22 protein-coding genes are annotated in these 19006 nt (G+C 61.8%); 20 read left to right on the top strand and 2 right to left on the bottom strand.

Going from position 1 to position 19006, the window contains the following annotated elements; genetic code table 11:
• Window positions 1–136: 136 nt before the first annotated feature.
• The 10 genes from ACSPX5_RS02945 to ACSPX5_RS02990 all read left to right on the top strand — a co-directional run bounded on the left by ACSPX5_RS02945 (window position 137) and on the right by ACSPX5_RS02990 (window position 9216).
• A complete protein-coding gene (locus ACSPX5_RS02945; RefSeq protein ID WP_003183998.1) occupies window positions 137–508 on the top strand; it encodes a chemotaxis response regulator CheY in 372 nt (123 codons plus the stop codon).
• 17 nt (window positions 509–525) lie between these two features.
• A complete protein-coding gene (locus ACSPX5_RS02950; protein ID WP_085710486.1) occupies window positions 526–1314 on the top strand; it encodes a protein phosphatase CheZ in 789 nt (262 codons plus the stop codon).
• Between the two features lie 35 nt (window positions 1315–1349).
• Complete coding sequence (locus ACSPX5_RS02955) at window positions 1350–3635, top strand: chemotaxis protein CheA (RefSeq protein ID WP_439820927.1); 2286 nt, start codon at window positions 1350–1352, stop codon at window positions 3633–3635.
• A gap of 49 nt (window positions 3636–3684) precedes the next feature.
• Window positions 3685–4821: a protein-glutamate methylesterase/protein-glutamine glutaminase gene (locus ACSPX5_RS02960; protein ID WP_439820928.1), complete on the top strand. Its 1137-nt coding sequence runs from the start codon at window positions 3685–3687 to the stop codon at window positions 4819–4821.
• Entirely contained in the window at window positions 4821–5561 is a 741-nt protein-coding gene (locus ACSPX5_RS02965) for a flagellar motor protein (RefSeq protein ID WP_169429421.1), read from the top strand. Before ACSPX5_RS02960 ends, ACSPX5_RS02965 begins: the two co-directional genes overlap by 1 nt.
• A 12-nt stretch (window positions 5562–5573) precedes the next feature.
• A complete protein-coding gene (gene motD / locus ACSPX5_RS02970) occupies window positions 5574–6464 on the top strand; it encodes a flagellar motor protein MotD (RefSeq protein ID WP_439820929.1) in 891 nt (296 codons plus the stop codon).
• A 43-nt stretch (window positions 6465–6507) separates the two neighbouring features.
• Window positions 6508–7296 carry a ParA family protein gene (locus ACSPX5_RS02975; protein WP_007959220.1) on the top strand — a complete coding sequence of 263 codons (789 nt, stop codon included), beginning with the start codon at window positions 6508–6510 and terminating at the stop codon, window positions 7294–7296.
• A 2-nt stretch (window positions 7297–7298) separates the two neighbouring features.
• Window positions 7299–8252, top strand: coding sequence for a CheW domain-containing protein (locus ACSPX5_RS02980; protein ID WP_169429422.1), 954 nt, complete (start codon window positions 7299–7301; stop codon window positions 8250–8252).
• Window positions 8253–8337: 85 nt separating this feature from the next.
• On the top strand, window positions 8338–8823 hold the full coding sequence (locus ACSPX5_RS02985; RefSeq protein WP_007959223.1) for a chemotaxis protein CheW: 486 nt from the start codon (window positions 8338–8340) through the stop codon (window positions 8821–8823).
• On the top strand, window positions 8824–9216 hold the full coding sequence (locus ACSPX5_RS02990) for a DUF2802 domain-containing protein (RefSeq protein ID WP_169429423.1): 393 nt from the start codon (window positions 8824–8826) through the stop codon (window positions 9214–9216). It begins immediately after the preceding gene.
• A 123-nt stretch (window positions 9217–9339) separates the two neighbouring features.
• Here ACSPX5_RS02990 and ACSPX5_RS02995 read toward each other — a convergent pair whose 3' ends face one another.
• A complete protein-coding gene (locus tag ACSPX5_RS02995) occupies window positions 9340–9669 on the bottom strand; it encodes an EscU/YscU/HrcU family type III secretion system export apparatus switch protein (RefSeq protein ID WP_323161758.1) in 330 nt (109 codons plus the stop codon).
• Window positions 9666–11240 carry a flagellar hook-length control protein FliK gene (fliK, locus tag ACSPX5_RS03000; protein ID WP_439820930.1) on the bottom strand — a complete coding sequence of 525 codons (1575 nt, stop codon included), beginning with the start codon at window positions 11238–11240 and terminating at the stop codon, window positions 9666–9668. The genes ACSPX5_RS02995 and fliK overlap by 4 nt, the downstream gene beginning before the upstream one ends.
• Before the next feature lie 198 nt (window positions 11241–11438).
• Here fliK and ccmA point away from each other — a divergent pair, with 198 nt between their 5' ends.
• The 10 genes from ccmA to ACSPX5_RS03050 all read left to right on the top strand — a co-directional run bounded on the left by ccmA (window position 11439) and on the right by ACSPX5_RS03050 (window position 18819).
• Window positions 11439–12074 (top strand): cytochrome c biogenesis heme-transporting ATPase CcmA, encoded by a 636-nt coding sequence (gene ccmA / locus ACSPX5_RS03005; protein ID WP_169429426.1) that lies wholly within the window; start codon window positions 11439–11441, stop codon window positions 12072–12074.
• Entirely contained in the window at window positions 12071–12739 is a 669-nt protein-coding gene (gene ccmB, locus ACSPX5_RS03010; RefSeq protein ID WP_085710502.1) for a heme exporter protein CcmB, read from the top strand. Before ccmA ends, ccmB begins: the two co-directional genes overlap by 4 nt.
• A 78-nt stretch (window positions 12740–12817) precedes the next feature.
• Window positions 12818–13573, top strand: a complete 756-nt coding sequence (locus ACSPX5_RS03015; RefSeq protein ID WP_439820931.1) for a heme ABC transporter permease — start codon at window positions 12818–12820, stop codon at window positions 13571–13573.
• Window positions 13570–13746 carry a heme exporter protein CcmD gene (ccmD, locus tag ACSPX5_RS03020; RefSeq protein WP_011333085.1) on the top strand — a complete coding sequence of 59 codons (177 nt, stop codon included), beginning with the start codon at window positions 13570–13572 and terminating at the stop codon, window positions 13744–13746. The genes ACSPX5_RS03015 and ccmD overlap by 4 nt, the downstream gene beginning before the upstream one ends.
• Window positions 13743–14198 carry a cytochrome c maturation protein CcmE gene (ccmE, locus tag ACSPX5_RS03025; RefSeq protein WP_085699419.1) on the top strand — a complete coding sequence of 152 codons (456 nt, stop codon included), beginning with the start codon at window positions 13743–13745 and terminating at the stop codon, window positions 14196–14198. Before ccmD ends, ccmE begins: the two co-directional genes overlap by 4 nt.
• Before the next feature lie 3 nt (window positions 14199–14201).
• Complete coding sequence (locus tag ACSPX5_RS03030) at window positions 14202–16190, top strand: heme lyase CcmF/NrfE family subunit (RefSeq protein ID WP_439820932.1); 1989 nt, start codon at window positions 14202–14204, stop codon at window positions 16188–16190.
• On the top strand, window positions 16187–16723 hold the full coding sequence (locus ACSPX5_RS03035; RefSeq protein WP_248737940.1) for a DsbE family thiol:disulfide interchange protein: 537 nt from the start codon (window positions 16187–16189) through the stop codon (window positions 16721–16723). Before ACSPX5_RS03030 ends, ACSPX5_RS03035 begins: the two co-directional genes overlap by 4 nt.
• Window positions 16720–17190, top strand: coding sequence for a cytochrome c-type biogenesis protein (locus tag ACSPX5_RS03040; protein WP_169429428.1), 471 nt, complete (start codon window positions 16720–16722; stop codon window positions 17188–17190). The genes ACSPX5_RS03035 and ACSPX5_RS03040 overlap by 4 nt, the downstream gene beginning before the upstream one ends.
• Window positions 17187–18386 carry a c-type cytochrome biogenesis protein CcmI gene (ccmI, locus tag ACSPX5_RS03045; protein ID WP_439820933.1) on the top strand — a complete coding sequence of 400 codons (1200 nt, stop codon included), beginning with the start codon at window positions 17187–17189 and terminating at the stop codon, window positions 18384–18386. Before ACSPX5_RS03040 ends, ccmI begins: the two co-directional genes overlap by 4 nt.
• 25 nt (window positions 18387–18411) lie before the next feature.
• Window positions 18412–18819 carry a hypothetical protein gene (locus ACSPX5_RS03050; protein ID WP_169429430.1) on the top strand — a complete coding sequence of 136 codons (408 nt, stop codon included), beginning with the start codon at window positions 18412–18414 and terminating at the stop codon, window positions 18817–18819.
• Window positions 18820–19006 lie beyond the last annotated feature (187 nt).

Raw genomic sequence — 19006 nt, forward strand, 5'->3', positions numbered from 1 at the left:
GTGCGGTGGTGAACGGCACCGGTCTTGCTCTGTTGTGCTCCAGACAGTCGTCGAGTGCTTTGCCGGATTGATTGAAATGGCGCGTCCAGGTGCTGGGCGCGTTTAAGACTGCTTGGAGGTCGAATTGAACAAAGACATGAAAATCCTCATCGTTGATGACTTCTCAACGATGCGGCGGATCATCAAGAACCTGTTGCGTGACCTCGGGTTCACCAACACCGTTGAAGCCGACGATGGCACCACCGCCATTCCGGTGCTCAACAGCGGCAGCATCGACTTTCTGGTGACCGACTGGAACATGCCCGGCATGACCGGTATCGACCTGCTGCGTCACGTGCGCGCCGACGAAAAACTCAAGCACCTGCCAGTGCTGATGGTGACCGCTGAAGCCAAGCGCGAGCAGATCATCGAAGCGGCCCAGGCCGGCGTTAACGGCTACGTGGTCAAACCTTTCACGGCTCAGGCGCTGAAAGAAAAAATCGAGAAGATTTTCGAACGCATCGGCTGATGACGCGCGGGGGAGCTATGGAGCATAAAGAATCTTCACAGGGCGACTTTGAGTCGACCCTGAAAAAACACGCGGTCGAACTGGTCGAAAGCCTTGAAAAGGGCAGGTTCGGCGACGCTGTGCAACTGATCCATGAGCTCAATCAGACCCGTGACCGTGGCCTGTACCAGGAAGTGGGCAAGCTCACGCGTGAACTGCACAGTGCGATCGTCAACTTCCAGATCGATCCGCACATGCCGCAGGCCGAGGAAGTGTCGCAGATCACTGATGCGACCGAGCGTCTGGGCTATGTGGTCAAGCTGACCGAAGCCGCGGCCAACCGCACCATGGATCTGGTGGAAAGCGCGACCCCTGTGGTCAATGGTCTGGCTGACGAAGCCCAGGCGTTGAGTGCTGACTGGGGCCGCTTCATGCGTCGTGAGGTCGGGGCTGAAGAGTTCCGCGAACTGGCGCGCCGGGTCGACGGTTTTCTGTCACGCAGCAGCGCGGACAATCGCGCGGTGTCGAGCAACCTCAACGACATTCTGCTGGCCCAGGATTACCAGGACCTCACAGGTCAAGTGATCAAGCGCGTGACCCAGTTGGTCACCGAAGTCGAAAGCAACCTGCTCAAGCTCGTGCTCATGGCCAGCCAGGTGGACCGCTTTGCGGGCATCGAACATGACCGTGCGGCGATGCTTGCTGAAAAAGATCCACAAAAACATCTCTCGCAGGGTGAAGGTCCGCAGATTCATGCCGATAAACGAGAAGACGTTGTGTCCGGTCAGGACGATGTGGACGATTTGCTATCCAGCCTTGGATTTTGAGTTTAGGTTTTTAGACCTGTAGGAGCACCCCATTAATGAGCTTCGGCGCCGATGAAGAGATCCTTCAGGATTTCCTGGTTGAGGCCGGCGAGATTCTTGAGCAACTGTCCGAACAACTGGTCGAGCTGGAAAGCCGCCCGGATGACGCAGATCTGCTCAACGCAATTTTTCGCGGTTTCCACACTGTAAAAGGGGGCGCCGGCTTCCTTCAGCTCAACGAGCTGGTGGAGTGCTGTCACATCGCCGAAAACGTGTTCGACATCCTGCGCAAGGGTGAGCGACGCGTCGATGCAGAACTGATGGACGTGGTGCTCGAAGCGCTGGACGCGGTGAACAGCATGTTCAGCGAAGTCCGCGATCGCAGTCCGATCACCGCCGCCACCCCGCAACTGCTGGCCGCCCTGGCGCGCCTGGCCGAACCGCAATCGGCGGATGAAGCCCCGGCTTCGCCCGTTGCCGAGATGATCGAAGAACTGGTCGTTGAGAACGAGGCCGGGGACTCCAGCGACATCACCGATAACGAATTTGAACAGTTGCTGGACTCGCTGAACGCCGTCAAGGCCGAAGCCGAAGCCCCGGCGGCTACCGCTGCGCCTGCTTCCGATGAAGCGGCCAGCGATGAAATCACCGACGCCGAGTTCGAGTCGCTGCTCGACCAGTTGCATGGCAAAGGCCAGTTCGCGGCCGACGCCGTGGCTCCGGCCGCTGCTGCACCTGCTGCTCCGGCGGCGGGCGACAGCTCGGACATCACCGACGACGAATTCGAAGCCTTGCTCGATCAGTTGCACGGCAAGGGCAATTTTGCTGTCGATGCGCTGGAGTCGGCGATTGCTTCCGTTCCTGCGAATGCGAATGCTGCTCCGGCAGCGGCGGCGGCCGGTAGCGATCTGATCACTGACCACGAGTTCGAATCGCTGCTCGACGATCTGCATGGCAAAGGCAAGTTCACTGACGTCGCCACCGGTGCCGTCGTGACAGCCGGCAATGCTTCGGCTGTTGCAGCGCCTGCCGCCAAGACCCCGGCCGCTGCGGCGAAACCTGCCGCAAAAGCGCCTGAGCCGAAAGCCGAACCGGCCAAACCGGCTGCCGCTGCTGCACCGGCTCCGGCCCGTGCTCCGGCGACACCGCCACCGGAAAAACCGGCGAGCGAAGCCGAGACCACCGTTCGCGTGGACACCGCTCGTCTCGACGAAATCATGAACATGGTCGGCGAGCTGGTGCTGGTGCGTAACCGTCTGGTGCGCCTGGGCCTGAACAGCGGCGACGAGTCGATGCAGAAGGCCGTGTCGAACCTCGACGTGGTCACTGCCGACTTGCAGACCGCTGTCATGAAGACCCGGATGCAGCCGATCAAGAAAGTCTTCGGCCGCTTCCCGCGTCTGGTTCGCGACCTCGCGCGTCAGCTCAAGAAAGAGATCAACCTGGAACTGGTGGGCGAAGAGACCGACCTCGACAAGAACCTCGTCGAGGCACTGGCTGACCCGCTGGTCCACTTGGTGCGCAACGCGGTCGACCACGGCATCGAGTCGCCGGAAGAACGCGAAGCCTCGGGCAAGGCCCGTGGCGGCAAGGTGATCCTGGCCGCTGAACAGGAAGGCGACCACATCCTGCTGTCGATCTCCGACGACGGCAAAGGCATGGACCCGAATGTCCTGCGCGCCATCGCCGTGAAACGCGGCGTGATGGACAAGGATGCCGCCGATCGCCTGAGCGACACCGAGTGCTACAACCTGATCTTCGCCCCGGGCTTCTCGACCAAGACCGAGATCTCCGACGTGTCTGGCCGCGGTGTGGGCATGGACGTGGTGAAGACCAAGATTTCCCAGCTCAACGGTTCGATCAACATCTACTCGACCAAGGGCGCGGGCTCGAAAATCGTCATCAAGGTACCGCTGACGCTGGCGATCATGCCGACCCTGATGGTGATGCTCGGCAACCAGGCGTTCGCGTTCCCGCTGGTGAACGTCAACGAAATCTTCCACCTCGACCTGTCGACCACCAACGTCGTGGACGGCCAGGAAGTGGTGATCGTGCGGGACAAGGCGCTGCCATTGTTCTACCTCAAGCGCTGGCTGGTCAGCTCCGCAGCTCACGAAGAGCAGCGCGAAGGCCATGTGGTGATCCTTTCGGTGGGCACCCAGCGGATCGGCTTCGTCGTCGATCAACTGGTCGGTCAGGAAGAAGTGGTCATCAAGCCATTGGGCAAAATGCTGCAGGGAACCCCGGGCATGTCCGGCGCCACCATCACCGGTGACGGCCGCATTGCGCTGATTCTCGATGTTCCAAGCATGCTCAAGCGTTACGCCGCACGGCGTATTTGAATCCGGGGCGGCGGGGCGACGACGTCCCGCCGCACCTAATGGAGTGTTTATGGCAGTCAAAGTCCTGGTGGTGGACGATTCGGGTTTTTTCCGCCGCCGCGTCTCGGAAATTCTTTCAGCGGATCCGAGCATCCAGGTTGTCGGTACGGCAACCAACGGTAAAGAGGCGATCGATCAGGCCCTGGCCCTCAAGCCGGACGTGATCACCATGGACTACGAGATGCCGATGATGGATGGCATCACGGCCGTGCGGCACATCATGCAGCGCTGCCCGACGCCGGTGTTGATGTTCTCCTCGCTGACGCACGAAGGCGCCCGGGTCACCCTGGATGCGCTGGACGCCGGCGCGGTGGATTTCCTGCCGAAGAATTTCGAAGACATCTCCCGCAATCCGGAGAAGGTCAAGCAACTGCTGTGCGAGAAGGTTCACAGCATCTCACGCAGCAACCGTCGTTTCAGTGCCTACAGTGCGCCGACGCCTGCCGCTGCACCGACGCCCGCACCGGCGGCTCCCGCGCCGTCGAGCTTCAGCAGTCACAGCAGCGCACCGGCCCGTCCGGCACCTGCGCTTGCACCGACTCGCGCGCCAGCGGCCAGCGCTTCGTCGCCAGCCCCGAAACGCAAAAACTACAAGCTCGTGGCGATTGGTACATCGACCGGCGGCCCGGTCGCACTGCAGCGGGTTCTGACCCAGTTGCCGGCCAACTTCCCGGCACCGATCGTGTTGATCCAGCACATGCCGGCAGCCTTCACCAAGGCCTTTGCCGAGCGTCTGGACAAGCTGTGCCGCATCAGCGTCAAGGAAGCCGAGGATGGCGACATCCTGCGTCCGGGCCTGGCGCTGCTGGCTCCGGGTGGCAAGCAGATGATGATCGACGGCCGTGGCGCGGTGAAAATCCTGCCGGGCGACGAGCGTCTGAACTACAAGCCTTGCGTGGACATCACTTTCGGTTCCGCAGCGAAATCCTACAGCGACAAAGTTCTGGCGGTCGTGCTGACCGGCATGGGCGCCGACGGTCGCGAAGGCGCCCGTCTGCTCAAGCAGGGCGGCAGCACCGTCTGGGCTCAGGATGAAGCCAGTTGCGTGATCTACGGCATGCCGATGGCGATCGTCAAAGCTGACCTCGCGGATGCGGTATACGGTCTGGACGATATCGGCAAGCACATCGTCGAGGCGTGTATCTGATGGATGTTCTGAGCCTTATCGGGATCATCATGGCGTTTGTCGCGATCATCGGCGGCAATTTCCTTGAAGGCGGTCACCTGGGCGCACTGGCCAACGGCCCGGCAGCGCTGATCGTGCTCGGCGGGACCATCGGTGCCGCCTTGCTGCAATCGCCGATGAGCGCGTTCAAGCGTGCCATGCAGATTCTGGCCTGGATCTTTTTCCCGCCGCGTGTGGATCTGGCCGGCGGCATCGATCGGGTGGTCAACTGGAGCCTCACGGCGCGCAAGGAAGGCCTGCTCGGCCTGGAAGGCGTGGCGGATGCCGAGCCTGATGCCTACTCGCGCAAAGGCCTGCAACTGCTGGTCGATGGCGCCGAGCCGGAAGCGATCCGCAGCATCCTCGAAGTGGATTTCTACACCCAGGAAGCCCGTGATATCGAGGCCGCCAAGGTCTTTGAAAGCATGGGGGGCTACGCGCCGACCATCGGTATCATCGGTGCGGTGATGGGCCTTATCCACGTGATGGGCAACCTGGCCGATCCGTCACAACTGGGCAACGGCATCGCTGTGGCATTCGTCGCCACGATCTACGGTGTGGCCAGCGCCAACCTGATCCTGTTGCCGGTCGCCGCCAAGCTCAAGTCAATCGCGTTGCGGCAGTCGCGTTATCGCGAAATGTTGCTGGAAGGTATTTTGTCGATCGCTGAAGGTGAAAACCCACGCTCCATCGAGTTGAAGCTCCAGGGCTTCATGGATTAAGGGACTAACCTCATGGCACGTCGTCGCCAGCATGAAGAGCACGTAAACCATGAACGTTGGCTGGTTTCCTATGCCGACTTCATCACCTTGCTCTTTGCCTTTTTCGTGGTGATGTACTCCATCTCGTCGATCAACGAAGGCAAGTACAAGGTCATCTCCGAAGCACTGATCGGGGTATTCACCGACTCCGACCGCTCGCTCAAGCCGATCCCGATCGGTGAAGAACGCCCCAAGACCATGACCCCGGCCAAGCCGCTGGTCAAGGACAGCGAGCAGGTCGATGCCGGTATCGCGGGGGCCAGCGATCCGTTGAAAAGCATCGCCGACGATATCAGCGCTGCGTTCGGCGACCTGATCGCGAGCAACCAGATGACCGTGCGCGGCAACGAGCTGTGGGTCGAGATCGAACTCAACTCCAGCCTGTTGTTCGGCAGTGGCGATGCGATGCCGAGCGATATCGCGTTCAACATCATCGACAAGGTTGCAGCGATCCTCAAACCGTTCGACAACCCGATCCACGTCGAAGGCTTCACCGACGACCAGCCGATCCGCACCGCGCAGTACCCGACCAACTGGGAGCTGTCGTCAGCGCGCTCGGCGAGCATCGTGCGCATGCTGGCCATGCAAGGCGTCAACCCTGGCCGCATGGCTTCGGTGGGTTACGGCGAATTCCAGCCGGTGGCGAACAACGCCACCGCCGAAGGCCGGGCGAAGAACCGTCGCGTGGTACTGGTGGTGTCGCGCAATCTTGATGTGCGCCGCAGCCTGACGGGCACCGGGACCGCCAATGCAACACCGGACGCCGCGTTGAAGCGTGCTGGCACACAAACTGCACCGACCCCGGTCAAGACGCCGGGACGCGAGAGTGCCGTCAATTCTCCGTCGCCCGCATTAATACGCTGAGCCATGTCTCGGCCGAGCATCTCGGCCGGGAGGAACAATCCGAATGAGAGTCTGGGCAGTCGCCAATCAAAAGGGTGGTGTTGGTAAAACCACTTCTTCCATCGCTTTAGCCGGTTTGCTGGCAGAGGCGGGCAAACGCGTGGTCGTGGTCGATCTCGACCCGCACGGCTCGATGACCAGCTATTTCGGTTACGACCCCGACAGCCTGGAACACAGCAACTACGACCTGTTTCTGCACAAAGGCAGTGTGCCGCAAGGCCTGCCTGGCCAGTTGCTGCTGTCGACCAGCGACGAGCGCATTTCCCTGTTGCCTTCGAGTACCGCGCTGGCCACCCTCGAGCGTCAGTCGCCAGGGCAGAGTGGTTTGGGCCTGGTGATCGCCAAGAGTCTGGCGCAGCTGTGGCAGGACTTCGATTACGCGATCATCGACAGCCCGCCGTTGCTCGGCGTGCTGATGGTCAACGCCCTGGCCGCCAGTCAGCAACTGGTGATCCCGGTGCAGACCGAACACCTGGCCGTCAAAGGCCTGGAGCGCATGGTCAACACCCTGGCGATGATCAACCGTTCGCGCAAACAGGCGCTGCCGTTCAGCATCGTGCCGACCCTGTTCGATCGCCGCACCCAGGCGTCGATGGGCACCTTGCGCGTGCTGCGCGACAAATTCCCCGACGAGATCTGGCAGGGCTATATCCCGGTCGATACCCGTCTGCGTGACGCCAGTCGTGCCGGTGTCACCCCTTCGCAGTTCGACGGCAAGAGCCGTGGCGTGCTGGCCTACCGCGCGCTGCTCAAGCATCTGCTGGCGCAACAACTCGTTCCGCAGGTGGCTTGAGCATGAATCGGCCGATCAAACTGACTTCGCGTCCGCAACTGGCCTTGCAGTCCTATCTGGACAGCTTGCTGGAGGATGTGACGGAAGAGATCCCGCAGGAAACCGAAGCGCCGGTCGAGGTGGTCGAGACCGCCGCGGCGCTCGATGAATTCCAGGCTGCCGTGCTTGAAGAGCAGGCCCGGGATGCGCAAAAAGCTGCCCGGCCGGTCGCCCCGGTTGCAGCGCCTGCCGCGGTGGTAGCCAAAGCGCCTGCGACACTGATCAAAGAGCCTGAGCCGGTGCGCGTGGTCTCGACTCTGGCACCGCTGCTGCAAACCCGACTTCTGCAAACGCCTCCGGTTCCGGCGGCGCCCGAGCCCGAGCCTGAAGCACCTGCGCCAGCCCCGGTCGAACCGACCCTGGTTGCGCCGCTGGTCGAAGTGCATCTGCCGCCGAGCAACACGCCACCACCGGTGGAAACCGACGGCCGTCCGGCCTGGGCTTCGGAAGCTTTCGAATGCCTGCTGTTTGACGTCGCCGGGCTGACCCTGGCCGTGCCACTGGTGTGCCTGGGTTCGATCTATTCGCTGGCCGGCCATGAGCTGACGCCGCTGTTCGGCCAGCCGGAGTGGTTCCTTGGCATCCTGCCAAGCCAGGCCGGGAACCTCAAGGTGCTGGATACCGCACGCTGGGTCATGCCGGATCGCTATCGCGATGACTTCCGTCAGGGCCTGCAATACGTGATTTCGGTACAAGGTTACGAGTGGGGGCTGGCGGTGCATCAGGTCAGCCGCTCGTTGCGTCTGGATCCGAATGAAATCAAATGGAGAAGTCACCGGGGTCAGCGGCCATGGCTCGCGGGCACGGTGATTGAACACATGTGCGCCTTGCTCGATGTGTCCGCTCTGGCCGAGTTGATCGCCAGCGGTGGGGCAAAGCACATGTCCGGCAGTAAGCCGAACCACAAACCGACATGACACTTACATAACAGACAGCACCGGCATACGCATGGCGGCGCACAGAACACACACCGCCAGGCGCGGTTTTTCGAGGGGCTAGGGTATGAACGACAAGGCTACGGCGGCAAAGGGTTCCGAAGATCCGATCCTGCAATGGGTGACCTTCAAGCTGGACAATGAAACCTACGGCATCAATGTGATGCGCGTTCAGGAAGTCCTGCGCTACACCGAAATCGCTCCGGTTCCGGGTGCACCGAGCTACGTGCTGGGCATCATCAACCTGCGCGGTAACGTGGTGACGGTGATCGATACCCGTCAGCGCTTCGGCCTGATGAGCGGCGAGATCAGCGACAACACCCGTATCGTCATCATCGAAGCCGACAAGCAGGTTGTTGGCATCATGGTCGACAGCGTGGCTGAAGTGGTTTACCTGCGTCAGTCGGAAATCGAGACCGCACCGAACGTCGGTAACGAAGAGTCGGCCAAGTTCATCCAGGGCGTGTGCAACAAGAACAACGAGTTGCTCATCCTGGTCGAGCTGGACAAGATGATGAGCGAAGAAGAGTGGTCGGAACTGGAGAACATCTGATTGATTCTCGAGGTAGCGGTCATTGTCCTGTTCCTGTTCTGGGCAGGCACGCTGGCAATGTTTCTGGCGTACATCAAGGCGCAGCGGGTCATCGCTGCGCAACAGGCTCAGGGCGATGCGCTGCGTGATCAGCGCATCAAGGACCTGGCCAAGCGTGTCGACGATTACCAGAACGGCAACGTGCGCATGGGTGAAGCCCTGCACGAGCTGCGCGCGGTCGTCGGGCCGATTCCGGACAAGCTTTCCCAACTCGAACAGCGCGATCCGTCGAGCCTGTCGTTCGCCCAGGCGGCGAAACTGGTCGGGATGGGCGCGAGTGTCGATGAGCTGACTCAGTCCTGCGGGTTGACCCAGGCTGAGGCGGAGTTGATGCGCAAGCTGCACAAGAACTGATTATTGCGTTGAGGCTAATGGCCTATTCGCTAGCAAGCCCGCTCCCGCATTCGACTGCATTCCTTCAATAGGATCGCGGTCGAATGTGGGAGCGGGCTTGCTCGCGAAGGGGCCTTCAAAACCTCAGTAATCGTCGCCGCGCTCGGTGACGTCTTTCTCGACCATCGGTGCATCCGGGTCCTGTCCCGCCGGGAACTTGCCCTTGAGGTTCCAGGCAAACGCGATGATCTCGGCAATCGTCAGGTACAGCTCTTGCGGGATGCTGTCGCCCAGTTCCATTCGAGCCAGCAACTTCACCAGCTCGGCGTTTTCGTAGATCGGCACTTCACAGTCGCGAGCAATACGCAGGATTTCTTCGGCCAGCTCGTCGTCGCCCTTGGCGGTGAGGGTCGGGGCGTGGCTGCCGTCGTACTTGAGGGCGATGGCCTGGCGTGGAGCGGTGGAATCGTTCATGCGGTTTCGTCGACCCAGCGATGTTCGAGACGGGTTTGGATGCCTTGCGGCGGTGTGCCGAGGTGACAGTCAAGGTCGCCGACGTTCAGTCCCGAATCCAGCAGACGCTGACGCAGCGTGCTCAGGTTGCTTTCGATCAGGCTGGCGGTATATGGCCGCTCGGCCCACAACTGGCTTGAGAGGCTGCCACTGATCAGTTGTGCCTGAATCTGCATCGGCCCCAGCGGTTCCATGTCGAACGCCAGGTCGACGCGCCACAGTTGCTGCTTCGGTTCCCGCTCATCGCGGCGCTGTTCGTTGGCGTCCTGTTTCTGCGGCGCTTCTTCGCGCTGGAACTTGACCTGCAACGGTACGATGTCCTGCAGGTTGCGCATCGGGATTTCCAGTTGCCAGGTGCTGAGCAGCCGCCCGTCGTCGGTCACGCCGGTCTGTTCCAGACTCGACAGCTGATGACTTTGCAGGCGCGAGACAGCGGCGGCGGCCAGGCGCAGCAAATGTTCCAGATCGCCTTCACCTTCCAGACTTTGCAGCAGCCGGTCGGGCAGCGGGAAGCTGCTCGGCACCGGCTTCGCACTGACCTGACCGAGCATGCCGAGGGCGTTGCGCACGAAGCTTGGCAGCGCCTGGGCCAGGGTGTTGGCGGCGATGATCGCATTCAGATTGGTATTGCCGGGCAGGCCGGGGGTGAGCTGGGCGATCAGCTTGAGCAGATCGGCTTTCATGTCCGGGGCCAGCGCCGGGTTTTGCCCGGCCAGCAGTTTGGCTTCGAGAAAGGCGCCGCTGTTGAGCAGTGCCTGAGCCAGGCCTTTGGGGGTGGTCAGTTGCCCGACGTCCGGCAGGTTGGCCAGCAGCCGGTCCACTGCGGCACGCAGATCACTGGAGGTCTGGTCGTCGGTGGGTGGCAGGCTCTGGAGCATTTTAAGCAAGCCATCCAACGAACCCTGACGGCTTTGCTGGCTGACCAGTTGCTGACTGACCGCCAGTTGTTCCTGGCGATTGCTCAGCGGCAGGAATTTCAGGGTCTGCGAATCCTGCACCAGCGCCGACAACAGAGTGCCGATGCGTAATGGCTGAGGGCTGTCGATGCTCAGGGTGCTACCGCTCAACACCGTGTTGAGCAGGCTGACCGTCGAACGGAACACCGTCGGCTGCCCCGGTACCTGCGCCAAGGCCTGATTCGTCAGCACCTTGCCTTGCAGCAGCGTGCCGACCGGCAATTGCGCGGTATCGATGCGGGTGAGGGTAGCGACAGCCGTGGCGATGGCCTGTTGCACGGTGATCGCCAGATTGCCTGCCGACGGCTGAGTGACGGCGAGGTTGGTGCCTTGTGGCAACGGCAGGGTACTTGTCGCTTGCACGGTAGTCTGACGGCCGCCGTCGAGGGTGACCTTGAGCAGCACCTGAAAGGCCTGGTCCGCCGGCTTCAGCGACAACACCTCGGCCTTGGCGCTCTGGCCGGCGGCAATCAGCCCGTCGACCGGCGTCAGCAACTTCAGCAGCTCGCCCACCTGCGGGCGAGCCGTCGCCGGGGCGGTGGGCGGGAGCGGGAGGATGTTCATTTCGCCTGTCATACGCGGACACAACCTGAGGAAAATGCACTCGGGAGAGCAGGGGACGCCATGTATAATGCCGCCCGTCCTTCCGTTCGTTCAAAAAAACATAGCAATTGTTTGACGCAGCTCTCTGGATTGAGCCGTCATTGCATTTATGCTGCAACTCTTTAACGGCCGCCCCAGAGCCGACTTGAACCGTATAAGGCCCGTGAACCCTTGACCAGCCCTGTCCTGCAAACCGTCGGCCTCGCCTGTGAGCGTGATCTCAGACTGCTCTTCGAGAATCTCGAATTGAGACTGGCCAGTGGCGATATGGTGCAGATCAGCGGTCCCAACGGCAGCGGCAAGACCAGCTTGCTGCGTTTGCTGTCCGGCCTGATGCAACCGACCGAAGGTCAGGTGCTGCTCAACGGTCAACCCCTGGCCGAACAACGCAGCGAACTGGCGCGCAATCTGCTGTGGATCGGCCATGCTGCCGGGATCAAGGACCTGCTCACCCCGGAAGAAAACCTCGCCTGGCTCTGCGCCCTGCATCAACCCGCCGGACGCGAGGCGATCTGGCAGGCGCTGGCGGCAGTTGGATTGCGCGGATTCGAGGATGTTCCCTGTCACAGCCTGTCCGCCGGTCAGCAGCGCCGCGTGGCGCTGGCGCGCTTGTATCTGGACAGTCCGCCGCTGTGGATCCTCGATGAACCCTTCACCGCGCTCGACAAACAGGGCGTGGCGCAGCTCGAAGAGCATCTGGCCAGACACTGCGAGCAGGGCGGCCTGGTGGTGCTGACCACTCACCACACGCTGAGCCGGATGCCGGCCGGTTATCGCGACATCGATCTGGGGAACTGGGCAGTATGAGTGTGTTCGGCCTGTTGGTTGCCCGTGAGTCCCGACTGCTGTTCCGCCGCCCGGCGGAGCTGGCCAATCCGCTGATTTTCTTCGCCATCGTCATCGCGCTGTTCCCGCTGGCCGTCGGACCGGAAACTCAAGTATTGCAAAACTTGTCCCCGGGGTTAGTCTGGGTGGCGGCGCTTTTGTCGGTCCTGCTCTCGCTGGACGGGCTTTTCCGCAGTGATTTCGAAGACGGATCCCTTGAACAGTGGGTCCTTTCGCCGCACCCCCTGCCACTTCTGGTGTTGGCCAAGGTGCTGGCACACTGGCTTTTCTCCGGGCTGGCACTGGTTTTGCTCTCGCCGTTACTGGCGTTGATGCTCGGGTTGCCGGCTGCGTGTCTGCCGGTATTGCTGCTTTCGTTGCTGCTGGGTACACCGGTGCTGAGCTTGCTCGGCGCGGTAGGCGCGGCGCTGACGGTCGGTCTGAAACGCGGTGGCCTGTTGCTGGCGCTGTTGATTCTGCCGTTGTACATCCCGGTGTTGATCCTCGGCAGTGGCGCCTTGCAGGCGGCGTTGCAGGGCATGCCGGCGACGGGTTATCTGTTGTGGCTTGGCAGCCTGACCGCCCTGGCAATAACCCTGACACCCTTTGCAATAGCGGCTGGCCTGAAGATCAGCGTCGGCGAATAATGAGGTCTGGTTAAAATTTAACCAGCAAAGACCCTGAGACTGCTCGCACCGATGAGCGGCACCCGTGATGGAAACAGTATGAACTGGACCTGGTTTCACAAGCTCGGCTCGCCCAAGTGGTTCTACGGCATCAGCAGCAAGTTCCTGCCGTGGCTGAGCATCGCAGCGTTGCTGCTGATCGCTGTCGGCGTCGTCTGGGGCCTGGCCTTCGCGCCGCCGGACTATCAGCAAGGCAACAGCTTTCGCATCATCTACATCCACGTTCCCGCCGCGATGCTCGCTCAGTCGATCTACGTGATGCTGGCGGTGTGCGGTGTGGTCGGGCTGGTGTGGAAGATGAAACTGGCCGACGTCGCCCTGCAATGCGCTGCTCCGATCGGTGCGTGGATGACCGCCGTGGCGCTGGTCACCGGGGCGATCTGGGGCAAGCCGACCTGGGGTTCGTGGTGGGTTTGGGACGCGCGGCTGACCTCGATGCTGATTCTGCTGTTCCTGTATTTCGGCGTGATCGCCCTGGGCAACGCCATCAGCAACCGCGACAGTGCCGCCAAGGCCTGCGCGGTGCTGGCCATCGTCGGCGTGATCAACATCCCGATCATCAAATACTCGGTGGAGTGGTGGAACACCCTGCACCAGGGCGCGACTTTCACCCTCACCGAAAAACCGGCGATGCCTGCCGAAATGTGGCTGCCGCTGCTGCTGACGGTGTTGGGTTTCTACTGTTTCTTCAGCGCCGTGCTGTTGCTGCGCATGCGCCTTGAAGTGCTCAAGCGCGAAGCCCGCGCCAGTTGGGTGAAAGAAGAAGTGCAGAACAGCCTGGAGGCCGCTCGATGAGTTTCGCGTCATTCGGCGATTTCCTCGCCATGGGCCATCACGGCCTGTATGTCTGGTCGGCCTACGGCATCTGTCTGGCGGTACTGATCCTCAACGTGGCGGCGCCAATCGCGGCCCGCAAGCGTTATCTGCAACAAGAGGCGCGTCGTCTGCGCCGGGAGAACGGCAAGTGAATCCGCTGCGCAAAAAGCGTCTGATCATCATTCTGGCAATTCTGGTCGGGGTCGGCGCTGCCGTCGGCCTGGCCCTGAGCGCCCTGCAGCAGAACATCAACCTGTTTTACACCCCGACCCAGATCGCCAACGGCGAAGCGCCGCAGGACACGCGCATCCGCGCCGGCGGCATGGTCGAGAAAGGTTCGCTGCAACGCTCACCGGATTCCCTGGACGTGAAATTTGTGGTCACTGACTTCAACAAGTCCGTGACCATCACCTACCGTGGAATCCTGCCGGACCTGTTCCGCGAAGGGCAGGGCATTGTTGCTCTCGGCAAGCTCAACGCCGACGGCGTCGTAGTGGCCGATGAAGTGCTGGCCAAGCACGATGAGAAATACATGCCGCCGGAAGTGACCAAGGCCCTGAAGGACAGCGGTCAATCCGCGCCAACCCCAGCGAAGGAGGGTTGATCGATGACTTCAACGATTTTTATTCCCGAGCTTGGCCATCTGGCGATGATTCTGGCGCTGTGTTTCGCGCTGGTGCAGGCGGTGGTGCCGTTGCTCGGTGCCTGGCGCGGCGACCGTCTGTGGATGGGCCTTGCCCAGCCAGCGGCGTGGGGACAGTTCGCGTTCCTGCTGTTTGCCTTTGGCGTCTTGACCTACGCGTTCATGACCGACGACTTCTCCGTGGCTTACGTCGCGATGAACTCCAACAGCGCGCTGCCGTGGTACTACAAGTTCAGCGCCGTGTGGGGCGCCCACGAAGGGTCGCTGCTGCTGTGGGCGTTGATCCTGGGTGGCTGGACGTTCGCCGTATCGGTGTTCTCCCGGCAACTGCCGCAAGTGATGCTCGCCCGCGTGCTGGCGGTGATGGGCATGATCAGCACCGGTTTCCTGCTGTTCCTGATCCTGACTTCTAACCCGTTTTCGCGGATCCTGCCGCAGATCCCGGCCGACGGACGTGACCTCAATCCGCTGCTGCAGGACATCGGTCTGATCGTGCATCCGCCGATGCTGTACATGGGCTATGTCGGTTTCTCGGTGGCGTTTGCGTTCGCCATCGCCGCATTGCTCGGCGGTCGCCTCGATGCGGCGTGGGCACGCTGGTCGCGTCCGTGGACCATCGTCGCGTGGGCCTTCCTCGGCATCGGCATCACCCTCGGTTCGTGGTGGGCCTACTACGAACTCGGCTGGGGCGGCTGGTGGTTCTGGGACCCGGTGGAAAACGCCTCCTTCATGCCGTGGCTGGTGGGTACGGCGCTGATCCACTCGCTGGCGGTCACCGAGAAACGTGGCGTGTTCAAGAGCTGGACGGTGTTGCTGGCGATTGCCGCCTTCTCCCTGAGCCTGCTCGGTACCTTCCTCGTACGTTCCGGCGTGCTGACGTCGGTGCATGCGTTTGCCTCGGATCCTGAGCGCGGTGTGTTCATCCTGATCTTCCTGCTGTTCGTGGTCGGCGGTTCGCTGACGCTGTTTGCCTTGCGCGCCCCGGTGGTCAAGAGCCAGGTCGGCTTCAACCTGTGGTCGCGGGAAACCCTGCTGCTGGGCAACAACCTGGTGCTGGTGGTGGCCGCGTCGATGATCCTGCTGGGCACGTTGTATCCGCTGATTCTCGATGCGATCAGCGGCGCCAAGCTGTCGGTCGGCCCGCCGTATTTCAACGCGTTGTTCATTCCGTTGATGGCGCTGCTGATGGTGGTGATGGCGGTCGGTGTGATCGTTCGCTGGAAAGACACCCCGGTGAAATGGCTGGTGAGCATGCTGACCCCGGTGCTGCTGGGCAGCGTGGCGCTGGCAGTGGTGGCCGGTGTCGCCTACGGCGATTTCAACTGGGCGGTGATCGCGACCTTCCTGCTTGCCGCCTGGGTGTTGCTGGCCGGCGTGCGCGACATCTTCGACAAGACGCGCCACAAGGGCCTGATCAAAGGTCTGCCGACCCTGAGCCGCAGCTACTGGGGCATGCAGCTCGCCCACCTCGGTATCGCCGTGTGTGCGCTGGGCGTTGTGTTGTCGAGCCAGAACAGTGCCGAGCGCGACCTGCGTCTGGCGCCGGGCGAGTCAATGGAACTGGCCGGTTATCAGTTTGTGTTCGAAGGTGCCAAACACTTCGAAGGGCCGAACTTCACCTCTGACAAAGGCACCATCCGGGTGATCCGCGATGGCCGCGAAATCAGCGTGTTGCACCCGGAAAAACGCCTGTACACCGTGCAGAGTTCGATGATGACCGAAGCCGGGATCGACGCCGGTTTCACCCGTGACCTCTACGTCGCGCTGGGTGAACCACTGGGCGACGGCGCCTGGGCGGTGCGGGTGCATGTGAAACCGTTTGTACGCTGGATCTGGTTCGGCGGTCTGCTGACCGGTCTGGGCGGGATACTGGCGGCGCTGGACCGGCGTTACCGGGTCAAGGTCAAAGCCCGTGTGCGTGAAGCGCTGGGCATGGAAGGAGCCGCTGCATGAGACGTTGGTTGATGCTGGTGCCACTGGCGATTTTCCTGCTGGTGGCGGTATTTCTTTATCGCGGTCTGTACCTGGATCCGGCGGAACTGCCGTCGGCGATGATCGGCAAACCGTTCCCGGAGTTTTCCCTGCCGGCGGTGCAGGGCGAAAAGACCCTGACCAAGGCCGACATCCTCGGCAAACCGGCGCTGGTCAACGTCTGGGGCACCTGGTGCATTTCCTGCCGGGTCGAGCACCCGGTGCTGAACAAACTCGCCGAGCGCGGCGTGGTGATCTACGGCATCAACTACAAGGACACCAACGCCGATGCGTTGAAGTGGCTGGCCGAATTCCACAATCCGTATCAACTGGACATCCGTGACGACGAAGGCTCCCTGGGTCTGAATCTCGGTGTCTACGGCGCGCCGGAAACCTTCTTCATCGACGCCAAGGGCATCATTCGCGACAAGTACGTTGGTGTGATCGACGAGCAGGTCTGGCGCGAAAAACTGGCGGCCAAGTATCAGGCGCTGGTCGACGAGGCCAAGCCATGAAGCGCTTTTTAGCTGCGATGGTGCTGGGTTTGAGTTTGGCCGGTGTGGCCCACGCCGCCATCGACACCTACGAGTTTGCCAAAGAAGGCGATCGCGAGCGTTTCCGCGAACTGACCAAGGAACTGCGCTGCCCCAAGTGCCAGAACCAGGACATCGCCGACTCCAACGCGCCGATTGCCGCCGACCTGCGCAAAGAGATTTTCCGCATGCTCGGCGAGGGCAAGGACAATCAGCAGATCATCGACTTCATGGTCGACCGCTACGGTGATTTCGTTCGCTACAAACCGGCGCTCAATGCCAAGACTGCGCTGCTGTGGTTTGGCCCGGCCGGGTTGTTGCTCGGCGGTTTTGTCGTCATCGCCGTGATCGTCCGCCGCCGTCGCGGGCAACGCGCCGAGACGCCGCAATCGCTGTCCCCTGAAGAACGTCAGCGCCTCGACCAACTGTTGGATAAAACCCAAGAATGATTGATTTCTGGCTTGCCGCAGGGCTGTTGCTTCTGGTCGCCCTGAGTTTTCTGTTGATCCCCGTCCTGCGTGAACGTCGCGCCCAGCGTGAAGAGGATCGAACCGCCCTCAACGTCGCCCTGTATCAGGAGCGCGTCGCCGAACTGCAATCGCAGCAGGCTGAAGGCGTGCTCGACGCTGCGCAAATGGACAGCGGCCGTGCCGAAGCGGCCCGTGAGTTGCTGGCCGACACCGAAGGTGCGGCGCCGGCGCGGGTTTCGAAACTGGGCAAACCGCTGCCGCTGCTGGCAGCCGTACTCGTGCCGGTGCTGGGCCTTGGTTTGTACATGCATTTCGGTGCCGCTGACAAAGTCGAACTGACCCGCGAGTTCGCCCAGGCACCGCAATCCATGGAAGAGATGACCCAACGGCTGGAGCGCGCAGTCGCCGCGCAACCGGATTCAGCCGAAGGCCTGTATTTTCTCGGCCGTACCTATATGGCTCAGGATCGTCCGGCGGACGCGGCGAAGATGTTCGAACGCGCCGCCAACCTGGCCGGCCGTCAACCGGAACTGCTCGGCCAGTGGGCGCAGGCGCAGTACTTCGCCGATGGCAAGAAGTGGTCGGACAAGATTCAAGCCCTGACCGACGAAGCACTGAAGGCTGATCCGAAAGAAGTCACCAGCCTCGGCCTGCTGGGGATCGCCGCGTTCGAAGGCGAGCGCTATCAGCAAGCCATCGATTACTGGAATCGTCTGCTGGAGCAACTGCCAGCGAATGACAAGTCCCGCGAAGCTCTGCAGGGCGGTATTGCGCGAGCGACCGAGAAACTTGAAGCCAGCGGCGGCAAGGTGGCTCAGGCACCGGCCGTGAAAAGCGCACGGCTCAAGGTCAGCGTCGATCTGGCCAGCGAACTGAAAGGAAAGGTGCAACCGGGCGACAGCGTGTTCATCTTCGCCCGCGCCGTTTCCGGCCCTCCAGCGCCGTTGGCGGCCAAGCGTCTTACTGTCGCGGACCTGCCGGTCACCGTCGAGCTGAGTGATGCCGACGCAATGATGCCGCAATTGAAACTGTCGAACTTCCCCGAAGTCCAACTGGTTGCGCGCATCTCCCGAGCCGGTCAACCGACCGCCGGTGAGTGGGTCGGTCGCAGCGGGCCTCTGGCCAGCAGCACCACCGCGCCGCAAAAACTGACCATCGACAGCCCGGACAAATAGCCGGAACCAACAGGAAAGCACCGCCATGAACGCCATCGCCCGAATCACAGTCCTCACACTGGCCCTGGGCTTGAGCGCATGTGCGGTGCAACGACCGGAGCCAACCACAAGGCTGCCGCCGATTCCGCCGTCACAACCCAGCCCGACGCCATCGACCAGTCCGACGCCAGGCAAACCGGGCATTCCGGCCAAACCCTCGAAACCCGCCCCACGCACCTCAGCAAGCTTCGCCCCGCCACCGGGCGGCAACAGCCACTGGGATCAGAAACTGGGCGTGTACGTGCTGGATGACCAGACCAACACCTTCTACCGCCAGCGCACCTACTACCGCTGGAACAACGGCTGGAGCCGCTCGATCAGCCCCAACGGACCGTGGGAGGACACCAACATCCACGGCGTACCGGCGGGACTGGGCAAGCAGTTCGGGGAGTAAAAAAACGGCGATCTCAGGATCGCCGTTTTGCTGTCTGGGGTGATGAGCAATGCCTCACTCGTATCCTGTCCTCAACGCCTGAGCTTGCTTTGCGAGAAGCGCCAATGCCTGCTCGCCGGGACGGGTGCATCAATCACATGCTGCAAAACAACCGAACGTCGTGCTGCGAATTTCTGTGCTTGAGTAA

The sequence above is a fragment of the Pseudomonas sp. HLG18 genome (assembly GCF_051903985.1).
Classification (GTDB): domain Bacteria; phylum Pseudomonadota; class Gammaproteobacteria; order Pseudomonadales; family Pseudomonadaceae; genus Aquipseudomonas; species Aquipseudomonas fluorescens_BT.